8 protein-coding genes and 1 pseudogene are annotated in these 12,264 nt (G+C 66.9%); 5 read left to right on the plus strand and 4 right to left on the minus strand.

Annotated features, from left to right (window positions below):
* Positions 1–138: 138 nt before the first annotated feature.
* Genes M5C98_RS07545 through M5C98_RS07555 form a run of 3 tightly spaced genes read right to left on the minus strand, consistent with a single transcriptional unit; the run spans position 139 to position 6,264 of the window.
* Positions 139–1,764, minus strand: a complete 1,626-nt coding sequence (locus M5C98_RS07545) for an efflux transporter outer membrane subunit (protein ID WP_272551954.1) — start codon at positions 1,762–1,764, stop codon at positions 139–141.
* Positions 1,761–4,919, minus strand: coding sequence for an efflux RND transporter permease subunit (locus M5C98_RS07550; RefSeq protein ID WP_272551955.1), 3,159 nt, complete (start codon positions 4,917–4,919; stop codon positions 1,761–1,763). The genes M5C98_RS07545 and M5C98_RS07550 overlap by 4 nt, the downstream gene beginning before the upstream one ends.
* A gap of 13 nt (positions 4,920–4,932) precedes the next feature.
* Entirely contained in the window at positions 4,933–6,264 is a 1,332-nt protein-coding gene (locus tag M5C98_RS07555) for an efflux RND transporter periplasmic adaptor subunit (RefSeq protein ID WP_272551956.1), read from the minus strand.
* Between the two features lie 525 nt (positions 6,265–6,789).
* Between M5C98_RS07555 and M5C98_RS07560 the strand changes: the two genes are divergently transcribed.
* Together M5C98_RS07560 and M5C98_RS07565 are read left to right on the plus strand one after the other, a co-directional pair.
* A complete protein-coding gene (locus M5C98_RS07560) occupies positions 6,790–8,460 on the plus strand; it encodes a methyl-accepting chemotaxis protein (RefSeq protein ID WP_272551957.1) in 1,671 nt (556 codons plus the stop codon).
* Between the two features lie 136 nt (positions 8,461–8,596).
* Complete coding sequence (locus tag M5C98_RS07565) at positions 8,597–9,232, plus strand: DUF937 domain-containing protein (RefSeq protein WP_272551958.1); 636 nt, start codon at positions 8,597–8,599, stop codon at positions 9,230–9,232.
* 207 nt (positions 9,233–9,439) lie between these two features.
* Here the strand turns inward: M5C98_RS07565 and M5C98_RS07570 are convergent, their stop codons facing one another.
* Positions 9,440–9,718, minus strand: coding sequence for a hypothetical protein (locus M5C98_RS07570; protein ID WP_272551959.1), 279 nt, complete (start codon positions 9,716–9,718; stop codon positions 9,440–9,442).
* 209 nt (positions 9,719–9,927) lie between these two features.
* Between M5C98_RS07570 and M5C98_RS07575 the strand changes: the two genes are divergently transcribed.
* From M5C98_RS07575 to M5C98_RS07585, 3 genes and pseudogenes are all read left to right on the plus strand, one after another.
* Positions 9,928–10,320 carry a hypothetical protein gene (locus M5C98_RS07575; protein WP_272551960.1) on the plus strand — a complete coding sequence of 131 codons (393 nt, stop codon included), beginning with the start codon at positions 9,928–9,930 and terminating at the stop codon, positions 10,318–10,320.
* A 104-nt stretch (positions 10,321–10,424) separates the two neighbouring features.
* Positions 10,425–11,048, plus strand: a pseudogene (locus M5C98_RS07580) (hypothetical protein).
* Between the two features lie 329 nt (positions 11,049–11,377).
* Complete coding sequence (locus M5C98_RS07585; protein WP_272553198.1) at positions 11,378–12,220, plus strand: endonuclease NucS domain-containing protein; 843 nt, start codon at positions 11,378–11,380, stop codon at positions 12,218–12,220.
* Positions 12,221–12,264 lie beyond the last annotated feature (44 nt).

The following is a 12,264-nucleotide window of genomic DNA, read 5'->3' on the forward strand; positions in this document are numbered from 1 at the left end:
GTGCGGGCATGGGTTGAGGCAGGAACGGCCGGCCGCAGGCGGCCCTTGGCCTGCCTGCCAGAAAGAAGGCCTTCTTCGCCTGTGTTGCAGGCCAGTGGGCGTGGATGACCTACCGGGCGGCCCCGGGATGGCTCAAGGTCAGGGGGCCACGTTGGGGGTGGCGGCCCAGCCGCCCCCCAGCACCTTGTACAGCGTGACCCGGTTGGTCTGCTCGGCTTGCAGCAGAGTGATCTGCGTCTGCTGCGCCGCGTACAGCGAGCGCTGCGCGTCCAGCACCGTGAGGAAGCTGTCGGCCCCGAGCCGGTAGCGCGCATCGGACAGGTCCAGGGCGCGCTGGGTGGCGTCCAGCAGCGAGCGCTGCGCGGCCAGGCGCTCGTCCAGCGTGGCGCGGTCGGCCAGCGCGTCGGACACTTCGCGGAACGCGGTCTGGATGGATTTTTCGTACTGGGCCAGGGCGGTGTCGCGGGCCACTTCGGCCACGCGCAGGTTGGCGTTGTTGCGGCCGGCGTCGAAGATGGGCAGGCGGATCTGCGGCGCGAAGCTCCAGGTGCCGTTGCCGCCGTCGAACAGGCCCGACAGCGCATTGCTGGCCGTGCCGATGGAGCCGGTGAGCGTGATGGACGGAAAGAACGCCGCGCGCGCCGCGCCGATGCTGGCATAGCTGCCCTGCAGCGTGCGCTCGGCCGCGCGCACGTCGGGGCGGCGCAGCAGCACATCGGAAGGCAGGCCGGCGGGCACGGCGAGCAATGTGGCGGCGGGCGTGGCGGGGACCACGGCGGTGCTGGTGTTGCGGGGGGCGCTGCTGCGCGAGGTGCCGTCGGCCGGGGCCGTTGCTGTGGCGGGCGACACCGTGGTGGGCGCTGCATTCGCTGCGGCGGCCAGGGCCACGGGCGGCAGCAGGTCGTCGGGCACGGCGGCGCCCACCAGCAGCGCGAGCGCGTTGCGGTCGCGCGCGACCTGGGCGGTGTAGGTGGCGACGTCGGCGCGCGCGGTGTCCACGGTGGTCTGCGTCTGCGCCAGGGTCAGGCCCGAGATGGCGCCCAGCGCATGGCTGCGCTGCGTGAGGTCCAGCGACTGCTGGCGCGTGCGCAGCGTGTCGCGGGCCAGTTGCAGGCGGCGGCCGTCGGCATCGAGGGTGAGCCACGCGTTCACGGCCTCGGCCACCAGGCTCAGCTGCACGCTGCGGCGGTTTTCGGCGGCGCGCAAGAACTCCTGCAGTGCGGCGTCGTTCAGGTTGCGCACACGTCCGAAGAAGTCGATCTCGTAGCTGGCAAAGCCCAGCTGCGCGCTGTATTGCCCGCCCACGTTGGAGCGGCCCGCGGTGGTCAGGTCGTCGGCGGTGCGGCTGCGGCTGCCCGCGCCGGTGGCGTTCACGCCGGGGAACAGGTCGGCGCGCGAGACGCCGTACTGCGCCCGCGCCCGTTCGATGGCCAGCACGGCCACGCGCAGGTCGCGGTTGTTGGCCACGGCCATCTCGGCCAGGGCGCGCAGGCGGGGTTCTTGCAAAAATTCGGCCCACTCCAGGGGGCGGTCCAGCGGATCGGCCGGGAGCGCCGTGGCGGACCCGTCACCTGAGGTGGCGGGTGCGGTCACGGTGACCGGCACCGAGCCCGTGCCCAGGGACGCCGGCACCGGCAGCGCGGGCGCCTGGTACGGTGGCGCCAGGTTGGTGCAGCCGGGCAGCGCGGCCAGCGCCACGGCGGCGGCCGCTGCCCAGGCCAGCGGGCGGTGGGCGGTGAAGGCGGGGGCTTGGCGCGGCGTCATGCGGGGGCTCCGGTGGGCTGGCCACCGGCCTTGGCGGCCCGGTCGGCGAAGAAGCCGCGGATGAGAACGAAGAACACGGGCACGAAGAAGATGCCCAGCACGGTGGCGGAGATCATGCCGCCCAGCACCGCAGTGCCGATGGCCTGCCGCCCGCCTGCGCCGGCGCCTGTGCCGATGGCCAGCGGCAGCACGCCGAAGCCGAAGGCCAGCGAGGTCATGAGAATCGGGCGCAGCCGCAGGCGCACGGCCTCCAGCGTGGCGTCGATCACGCTCTTGCCCTGGGCTTGCAGCTGGGTAGCGAACTCCACGATCAGGATGGCGTTCTTGGACGACAGCCCCACGGTGGTCAGCAGCCCGACCTGGAAGTACACGTCGTTGGACAGCCCGCGGATGCCGATGCCCAGCAGCGCACCCACGATGCCCAGCGGCACGACCAGGATCACCGAGAACGGGACCGACCAGCTTTCGTACAGCGCCGCCAGGCACAGGAACACGAACAGGATGGACACGGCATACAGCAGCGGGGCCTGCGAGCCTGACAGCCGCTCCTGGTAGGAGGCGCCCGTCCATTCGTAGCCGATGCCGGGCGGCATCTCCTTCATGATGGTTTCCACCGCGTCCATGGCCGCGCCGGAGCTGACCCCCGTGGCCGCGTCGCCCACGAATTCGTAGCTGGGGCTGCCGTTGTAGCGCTGCAGCTGGGGCGAGCCGTAGGTCCAGCTGGTGCTGGAGAACGCCGAGAACGGCACCATGAGGCCCTGGCTGTTGCGCACCGTCCAGGGCGCGATGTCCTGGGGCAGCATGCGGTAGGGCGCATCGCCCTGCATGTACACGCGCTTGACCCGGCCCTTGTTCAGGAAGTCGTTCACGTAGGTGCCGCCGATGGCGCTGCCCAGCGTGTTGTTGACGTCGGTGGTGGCCAGGCCCAGGGCGCCGGCCTTGGCGTCGTCGATGGCCACGCCCAGCTGCGGCGTGTCGTCCAGGTTGTTGCTGCGGGTGTTGGACAGTTCGGGCCGCTGGCCGGCCAGCTGCAGCACCTTGTCGCGCGCGGCCACGAGCGCGTCGTGGCCCAGGCCGTTCAGGTCCTTGAGCTGGAAGTTGAAGCCGGCATTGGCGCCCAGGCCGCGCACGGCCGGCGGCAGCACGACGAAGATGCGCGCGTCGCGAATCTTGGACAGGTCGCGCGTGGCCTTGCGGGCGATGGCGTCGGCGCTTTGCGAGGCCAGGGGGCGCTCGCTCCAGTCTTTGAGGCGCACGAAGCCGCGCGCCGAGCTTTGGTCGCCGTTGGAGCCGGTGATGGAGTTGAAGCTCACCACGTCGGGCTGCGCGGCGAAGTACTTCTGCACCTCGTCCATCACCACCTGCAGGCGGGTGTTGGAGGCGCCTGGCGGCAGGGTGATCTGCACCTGCACGGCGCCCTGGTCTTCGTTGGGCAGGAACGAGGTGGGCAGGCGCAGGAACAGCACGGCCATGCCGCCCACGATGAGCGCATACACCAGCATCATCCGCCCGCCCCGGCGCACCACGCGGCCCACGCCGCGCTGGTAGCCGTCGGCCGTGCGGTCGAAGCGGCTGTTGAAGCCGGTGAAGAAGCGGTCCACCCAGCCCAGCACGCCCCGGCGCGGCGCGCCGTGCGGGCTGTGCTGGCCCTGGGGGATGGGCTTGAGCAGCGTGGCGCACAGGGCCGGCGTGAGCGTGAGCGCCACCAGCACCGACAGCACCATGGCCGAGACGATGGTGATGGAGAACTGCCGGTAGATCACCCCGGTGGAGCCGCCGAAGAACGCCATGGGGATGAACACCGCCGACAGCGTGAGCGCAATGCCCACCAGCGCGGGCGTGATCTCGGCCATGGACTTGCGCGTGGCCTCCTTCGGGGGGAGACCCTCCTCGCTCATCACGCGCTCGACGTTCTCCACCACCACGATGGCGTCGTCCACCAGCAGGCCGATGGCCAGGACCATGCCGAACATGGTCAGCGTGTTGATCGAGTAGCCCGCCACCGACAGCACGCCGAAGGTGCCCAGCAGCACCACGGGCACCGCGATCGCCGGGATCAGCGTGGCGCGGAAGTTCTGCAGGAAGATGTACATCACCAGCACCACGAGCAGCATGGCCTCGACCAGCGCCTTGACCACCTCTTCGATGGAGGCGCTCACGAAGGGCGTGGTGTCGTAGCTGGTGAAGGGCTTGAGCTGGTACGGAAAGAACGGCTGCAGCTCGGCGATCTTGGCGTTCACCGCGTTGGCCACCGCCATGGCGTTGGCGCTGTCGGCCAGCACCACGCCCATGCCGGCGCCGGGCTGGCCGTTCAGGCGCGAGGTGATGGTGAGGTTCTCGGCGCCCAGCTCGATGCGGGCCACGTCTTTCAGGCGCACGATGGCGCCGTCCACCGTGGACTTGAGCACAATGCCCTCGAACTCCTCGCGCGACTGCAGCTTGCTGCGCGCGGTGATGGTGGCGTTGAGCTGCTGCTCGCCCACGGCGGGCAGGGCGCCCAGCTGGCCGGCGGAGACCTGGGCGTTCTGCGCGTTGATGGCGTTGCCGATGTCTGACGGCATGAGCGCATATTTCTCGAGCTTGGCCGGGTCCATCCACACGCGCATGGCGTAGGGCGTGCCCAGCGTGGCCACGTCGCCCACGCCGTCGATGCGGCTGATGACGTCCACCAGGTTGCTGGAGATGTAGTCGCCGATGTCCACCTGCGTCACGCTCGGGTCGGGCGAGGTGAAGGTGACGATCATCAGGTAGTCGTTGCCGCCCTTGGTGACGGTGACGCCCCGGCTCTGCACCGCGGGCGGCAGGCGCGACATGGCCTGCTGCAGCTTGTTTTGCACCTGCACCTGCGCCACGTCGATGTTGGTGCCGGCATTGAAGGTGAGCGTGGTGCGCGAGCCGCCCGAGGCATCGCTGGTCGAGCCCATGTAGATCAGGTTGTCGAGGCCCTTGAGCTGCTGCTCGATCACCTGCGTGACCGATTCCTCCACCGTCTTGGCCGAGGCGCCGGTGTAGGTGGCGCTGATGGACACGCGCGGCGGCGCGATGTTGGGGTACTGCTCCAGCGGCAATGTCTTGATGGACATCGCCCCCGCCAGCATGATGACGATGGCGATGACCCACGCGAAGATGGGCCGGTTGATGAAGAACTGTGCCATGGCGGGCGGTCCTTCAGCGGGCGGCCGGGGCCGCAGCGCCGGATGCCGCGGGTGCCGCAGCCGGTGCGGCCGAGGACGCCGAGGACGCGCCGCCTGCCGGGGCTGCCGCCGCCTTGGCCGCCACCTCCACCGGCTTGACCGTGTCGCCCACCTTCACGCGCTGCAACCCGTCCACCACCACGCGGTCGCCGGCGGCCAGGCCCCCCACGGCCTGCCAGCGGTTGCCCACGGCGGCCTCGACCTGGATCTTGCGGCGCTCGACCTTGTTCTCGGCATTGACCAGCAGCACGCTGGCGTTGCCGGCGGTGTCGCGCGTCACGCCCTGCTGGGGCACGAGCAGGGCCTGCTCGTTCACGCCTGTCTCCAGCACGGCGCGCACGTACATGCCGGGCATCAGCAGGCCGTCCGGGTTGGGGAACACCGCGCGCAGGGTGACCGCGCCGGTGGCGGGGTTCACCGTGACGCCACTGAACTGCAGCCGGCCGGCCTGGGCGTAGGTGCTGCCGTCCTCCAGCTTGAGCGCCACGCGCGCCTGGCCTTCGCCCGCGCGCTGAAAGCGCCCCTTGGCCAGGTCGGTCTTCAGGCGCAGCACGTCGGTGCTGGACTGGGTCACGTCCACGTAGAGCGGGTCGATCTGAGAGATGGTGGTGAGCGCCGTGGTCTGGTTGGCCGTGACCAGTGCGCCCGGCGTCACGGCCGAGGTGGTGGTGCGGCCCGAGATGGGCGCCTTGATGCGGGTGTAGCCCAGGTTGATGCGGGCGTTCTCGACCGCCGCGCGGTTCACGGCCAGGTCCGAGCGGGCCTGCACCAGCACCGCCTGGCTGTCGTCATACACCTGGCGGCTGATCGCATCGATCTTGACCAGCTCGGCATTGCGACGCGCGTTGGTCTCGGCCGTGCCCACGGTGGCCTGCGCCTTGCCCAGCGACGCTTCGGCGCTCGCCAACGCCACCTCGAAGGGCGAGGCATCCAGCTGGTACAGCACCTGGCCGGCCTTCACGTCCGCCCCTTCGGTGAAGAGCCGCTTTTGCACGATGCCGCCCACCTGCGGCCGGATCTCGGCCACCAGGAAGGCGCTGGTGCGCCCGGGCAGCTCGGTGGTGATCGACTGCCGCTCGGGCTGGATCGTGACCACGCCGGCTTCCACCGGGGCGCGCGGCGCAGGCTGCTTGGCGGCCTTGTCCGAACACCCGGCCACCGCGAAGGCGGCGGCCAGCACGGCGGCGCCTGCCCAGCGCAGGGCGGCGGGTGTGGCGGACGTGGGGGTGAATGCGAGAGAGGGCCGTGGGGCGAGGGCAGCGGGGGCGGCGGGCAGCGAGCGTGTGGCGGATCGTGAGGAATTCATGGGCGAGGCGCGGCTTTCGTTGTGGCGAGCATTCTGACGGTCAATTGAAAAGATCGTGTGAAGCTGTAGCAGTCAGGAAAACCCGCTCGGGCGGGCCCCGTGTCCGGACCTTGCAACCTTCATGCCGCCTGCTGTCCCCCGGCGGGCACGGTGCCAGCAGGAGCGGCCACCGGGGGCGCTGGCAGCGGAGTGTGAAGCCGCGGTCCGGCGCCATGCCGAGGGCCTGCCGGTGTCGCGGCGGTTTTCTGTGGGGCGGAACGGTGTTTTTGGGGCAAAAAGGGCTCTATGCCGCCGTATTTATTGCCTTTGTTGCTATTAAATAAATAGCAAATGGGTGGCTTGTAAACGACTGCCCCGCGTCTGCGGGGCCCTGCGCTCTTGACCCAGATCAAGCCTCGGCCGAAAGCTTTCCACAAGCCGGGATGCCGCCCCTACCATCGGCCGCACTGCTCCCAAGACAGTGGCCTGCGGCGCCGTGCCGCACCGTCTATGCGAGACAAAGCTTCTTCTCCAGAAAGGCTTCCCATGCGAAGAAATCTTCCGGTCAGCACGCAGGAATACCCGTTTCCTTCCGGCGAGACCCTGGTGTCCACCACCGACCTGAAAGGGCGCATCCTCTACTGCAACCCGATGTTCATCGAGGTGAGCGGCTACGAGCGCGATGCCCTGCTGGGCCAGCCCCACAACCTGATCCGCCACCCCGACATGCCCGAGGAGGCCTTTCGCGACATGTGGGACACCATCGGCCAGGGCCGGCCCTGGTCGGCCGCGGTGAAGAACCGGCGCAGGAACGGCGATTTCTATTGGGTGATGGCCAACGTCACCCCGCTGATGGAGGGCGACCGCCCCGTGGGCTACCTGTCGGTGCGCACCGAGGCCACCCCCGAGCAGGTGCAGGCGGCCGATGCGCTCTATGCCCGCATGCGCGCCGAGACCGAGGCCGGCCGTCCGGTGCATGCGCTGCGCGCGGGCCGCGTGGTGCGCCTGACGCCGATGGGCCGCATCGCCGAGTGGACCCAGGTGGGCGTGGGCGGCAAGGTGGCGATGGCGTTCTTCACGGTGCTGGTGGCCGCCTTCCTGGCGGGCCTGGTGGATGGCGAGCAGGGCCTGTTCTCGGCAGCGGCTTGGGCCGCCGTGGCCGGCGTGGCACTGGCCGGGTTTGCCTACGTGCGCCGCGTGGCCGTGGTGCCGCTGTCGGACATGGTGCGCGCCGCCAACCGCATGGCGGCCGGCGACCTGACCGAGCGCATGCGGGTGAGCCGCTCCGACGGGGTGGGCGACCTGCAAAAGGCGCTGAGCCAGCTCAACGTGAACCTGCAGTCCATCGTGCGCGATGCGCTGCAGGAGACCGAGAAAATGCGCGTGTCCAGCCGCGCCATCGCGCAGGGCAATCAAGAGCTGTCCGCGCGCACCGAAACCCAGGCCAGTAACCTGGAGGAAACGGCGGCCTCGATGGAGGAGATCACCGGCACCGTGCAGCACACGGCCGAGTCGGCCCGCCAGGCGGCCGAGCTGGCGCGCCAGGCCACGGGCGTGGCCGAGCGCACCAGCGGCGCGGTGGACGGCGTGGCCGCCACCATGCAGCAAATCCAGGCCGCCTCGGGCCGCATCGGCGAGATCACGCAGCTCATCGACTCCATCGCCTTCCAGACCAACATCCTCGCGCTGAACGCGGCGGTGGAGGCGGCGCGGGCCGGCGAGCAGGGCCGGGGCTTCGCGGTGGTGGCTGCCGAGGTGCGCAGCCTGTCGCAGCGCACGCTGACCGCCGCGCGGGAGATCCGCCAGCTCATCGACCAGTCGGCCGAGAAGGTGGGCGAGGGCCGCCAGCGCACCGAGAGCGCGCAAAAGACCATGCAGGAGTCGCTGGACCTCGTGCGCCGTGTGGGCGCGCTCATCGGCCAGATCCACAGCGCCGCCGACGAGCAGCGGGCAGGCATCTCGCAGGTGAACAGCGCGGTGGCGCACCTGGACGGCATCACCCAGCAGAACGCCGCGCTGGTGGAAGAAAACGCCGCCTCGGCGCTGGAGCTGCAGTCGCAGGCGCAGACCGTGTCGGACGCGGTGCAGGTGTTCCGCGTGCACGGCGGCTCCCGCGGTGCGGCGGTGCCGGATGCCGTGGCGCTGCGCAAGGCGGCACGGGCCGTGCCACCGGCAGGGCGCCTGCTGCGCGAGCGGCCTGCGCTGGCCGAGCGCTGATGGCGGATCGCCGGGCGCGGGGCCGGCCCGGGATCGGACGGCGCCACCCGGATAGCATTCGTGCCCAGGGCCGATGTCCGGCCGCTACGCCCACGGCAATGCCGTCGCATTGCCAATCGCCAATGAAGGAGCGCCCATGAACCCGTCTTCCCCCTCTCTCGCCGATGAACTGATGGCCCAGCTGCAAGGGGCGCCGCTCCAGCAGCTGTCCAGCCAGCTGGGCACCGACGCCACGCAAACCCGGTCCGCCGTGGAGACCGCGCTGCCCCTGCTGCTGGGCGCGCTGGGCCGCAACGCTGCGCAGCCGCAGGGCGCCGAGGCGCTGCTGGGGGCCCTGCAGCGCGACCACTTGCCGGCGGCCACCGGCAGCGGGGGCGGGCTGGACCTGGGCGGGCTGCTGGGCTCGCTGCTCGGCGGTGGCGGTGGCAGTGCCGGCTCGGGCGCCGACATCCTGAGCCATGTGTTCGGCAGCCAGCGCCCGCAGGCCGAGGCCGGCCTCGGCCAGGCCACGGGCCTGGGGGCCAACGCGGGGCAGTTGCTCCAGTGGCTGGCGCCGATCGTCATGTCGTTCCTCGCGCAGCGCGTGCAGTCCGGCGGGCTCGATGCCGGCAGCCTGGGCCGCACCCTCGGCCATGAGCGCGAACGTGCCCAGCAGCAGGGTGGCCTGGGCGGCGGCGTGCTGGGCAGCCTGCTCGACCAGGACGGCGACGGACAGGTCGGCCTGTCGGACCTGGTCAAGCTGGGCGGCGGATTGCTCGGCGGGCGCCGCTGAGGGGGCCCGGCGGGCGGGCGCTGCGGCCCGCGGCGCCCCTGCGGACTGGCGCGGCCGGGTTTGCAACCCATTGCTTTGCCGCCCCATTCCGGCAGGGAAACTCTCAAAATCTCTGAATTTGCAAGTTTGAGCGCCGTAAGTCTTTGATTTAAAGGGCGCTGAGTGCCGGGTATCGGGGTTTTGAGAGGTTCCCAGTGGAAGAATGAATCAGCGCTCAGCAAGTCGTCCGGGCAATGCTGGAAGCAGCGGCCACGGCAGGCAGCTATCCGGCCACAAGCCGCCGTTCATGTGCCACAGTTGGACTTCCTTTGAATCTTGAATCTGAATGTGGCAAATGAGTGTCGTCCGTTGCAAACCAATCACCGCCCCGTTCTGGGTCCGGACAGCTATTGCGTTCTTACTGGCGTGCGCATCGACCTTCTTGGCGCTTTTGCTCACATCGGGTGGTTTGGAACTCCAGAACAAAGGAACGCTGTTGGCAGCCATCCTTGTTGTTCCTTTGGCTTTCGCTGCGAAGCTGGATTGGCCTCCAGGAGCTTCCATCGCATTGGCTGGCGTGACCTACTTCTTATTCTGGATGGGTGCGGTCTGGTGGGTGACGCATCCAAAGACAATGGACAGCACGTGAACTGCGGGTGCCAAGACTTGGCGAACGCTGATTGTGGTCAGTCCTCACAGCAGATACTTAAAGCAAAATGGAACCAACCAAGGACGGTCGCAGAGTGGCAATAAGTCTTGTGTGCTGGCTCTTCTCCAGCGTTGGTGTCTTGCTGTCGCTAACGATGATCGTGGGCTCATCGATTGTTGCCGTGATCGCCGATCCCGCTTCGGCAGTCAGGGGAACGGGTTTCTACCTTGGAATTGCAGCTGCTTTCGCTTGGTTGGCACTTATCGTGATGAACCTCGCCTGGCTGAGGGAAGAGCGAACGTCCCTGCTCTGGCCGATGGCTGGTGGATTGGCTGGCATGGTATGTACAGCGGCCTTCTTGCCCTTCATTTTTCTTTTCCTACCCTGCGTCTTGCTGGGCCTGTATCTGTGCAGCGTGCATTTGTCCGGCAGCGCCAGCGATGAGACAAGCGCTAATTAGTCGCTGGTTCTCCGTAGCTCACGATTTTTTCGCTAACTTTTTGGAACCTCTCAAAACCCAGCCGCTCTCTTTCTGACCCGAGAAACCCTGCCCCTCCGCTTGCCATGATCACACCCCGCAGCCCACTAAAGTTGGGCCTGTTCGCCGAGGCCTCGCGCCAGCACAAAAGGGATGCGGTGGGCGATCCGCTGCAAATGATCGCGCGGCACATCGACTTCGGCGAACTGGCCGGGCTGGCGGATGCCCTCATCGAGCGGGGCGATGGCCGCAAGGGTGGGCGGCCTAGCTACCCCACCGAGAACGGGCACGGCCAGCGAGCACGACGGGCACCACTTCGATGAGGTGCTGGACATGCACAACACCGGGCGGGCGGTGCATGCGGACGAAGCCTAGCCGAGCCGCCAAAGGCGCCAGATGCTGAAAGTGCTGGGATTCGTGGATGCGATGCAGCGCAGGGCCCGGGCAGGCAAACCTTTGAGTGAGTGGCAGAACAAACGCAACCAGCGGATCGCAAAGAAACGGGCCAAGGTGGAGGACATGTTCGCCGGTATCCGCCACCTGGGGGCAAGTTCGGGCAGGCGCGCGCCACGGTGGGGATGACGATGATGGCCGCCTGCTACAACATGAAGCGCCTGGCATCGTTCCTGCAGCGTGGCGTGGATGCTTTCTTCAAACCCGAACCCGGTACTTGCACGGCACAGATGCGCCTGCAAACAGCGAAAGCATGAGCCTGTGGGGCCGCGAAGCCCCACGGTCACGGAGGCTCAGGCCCCCTGAACAGGCGCTATTGCGCATTCAAGGCGCTGAACTATGCGCACATGGCCTGGGGCTCTCCAGGTCAGGGGTTTTGAGAGGTTCCCGTAAGCTATGTCGATAAAACTGAATATGCTTCGCCTCCGAGGGCATTGAAGCTAGCTTTATAAGCGGTAAACCAAATGAATCTTTACGAATCGGCAATTAGAGACTACTTGAGCGAAAATTTAGGCTGCGTTGACCAGAACCTCGCTTTAGTAAAAAAAGAATTCAAACTCAACAGTGCGCTAGGAGCTGGGGGGCAATAGATATACTTGCCAAAGATGAGCTGGGACATTTTGTTGTAATTGAAATAAAGCGAAGTAACCAAGCCGCTAGAGCAGCGCTCCATGAATTGACGAAATACGTTGCGCTTTTGAAATCGACACTGGGCGTTCAGTTGGAGAGAATTCGTGTTCTTTTGATTTCTACTGATTGGCATGAACTGGCGGTCCCTTTTTCTGAGTATCTTCGGACTGTGGAAGTACCTACAGAAGGGCTGGTGATACAGGCTGAACCAAACGGCGAGGTGACGAGTGTCAAAAAGTTTACCCCTGTCACCCTCGAAAGACCGCTGAGCCTAGAACGCATGCAGCAGATATATTTATACGAGAATGCTGAAAAGCGTGACCAAGCTCTGGCTCAGATCGCTAATGCCGCCCGCCAGGCATCAATAGTCGACTTTATAATCTTGAAGGTTGACTATGAGGGCGACAAAGTTCAAGTTATTAATCCGCATGGCGCGTATTTTCTCTTCTCTGCGCCAGTTGACTACAACGACAAAGCTAGCCTAGATAATTTTATTGCGAGAACAGGAATTAATTGGGAAGAGCTTGATTCTCCCAGTGAGAATTTCCTATGTTGGATGCAGGAATTCGAAGAGGTTGACTACGACAGCTTCGAAATCGGCTATCCCGAAAAGCTTTCATCAATTTGCTCAACTGGGTGGCGACCTAAGTTGACGTACCGTGCGGGTCGATATGAAACCAACTCAGAACTGATGCCAGATGAATCGCTAAGGAAGGTCTGCAAAACCCCATTCGTCAGCCCGGCACAGCCTGATGTTGAACGGAAGGTCCGCCTGATTCCTGCGCAATCCGCTGCTTAGGCCCGATTGGCACGGTTTACAGGCCCGTTTCAGCCCTTGCGGCG

Source organism: Acidovorax sp. NCPPB 3576, assembly GCF_028473605.1.
GTDB lineage: Bacteria > Pseudomonadota > Gammaproteobacteria > Burkholderiales > Burkholderiaceae_C > Paracidovorax.

What these genes read in the sequence shown, in the direction of transcription:
- M5C98_RS07545 (WP_272551954.1), bottom strand. Translation starts at nt 1,764, where the DNA reads ATGACGCCGCGCCAAGCCCCCGCCTTCACCGCCCACCGCCCGCTGGCC.
- M5C98_RS07550 (WP_272551955.1), bottom strand. Translation starts at nt 4,919, where the DNA reads ATGGCACAGTTCTTCATCAACCGGCCCATCTTCGCGTGGGTCATCGCC.
- M5C98_RS07555 (WP_272551956.1), bottom strand. Translation starts at nt 6,264, where the DNA reads ATGAATTCCTCACGATCCGCCACACGCTCGCTGCCCGCCGCCCCCGCT.
- M5C98_RS07560 (WP_272551957.1), top strand. Translation starts at nt 6,790, where the DNA reads ATGCGAAGAAATCTTCCGGTCAGCACGCAGGAATACCCGTTTCCTTCC.
- M5C98_RS07565 (WP_272551958.1), top strand. Translation starts at nt 8,597, where the DNA reads ATGAACCCGTCTTCCCCCTCTCTCGCCGATGAACTGATGGCCCAGCTG.
- M5C98_RS07570 (WP_272551959.1), bottom strand. Translation starts at nt 9,718, where the DNA reads ATGGCTGCCAACAGCGTTCCTTTGTTCTGGAGTTCCAAACCACCCGAT.
- M5C98_RS07575 (WP_272551960.1), top strand. Translation starts at nt 9,928, where the DNA reads ATGGAACCAACCAAGGACGGTCGCAGAGTGGCAATAAGTCTTGTGTGC.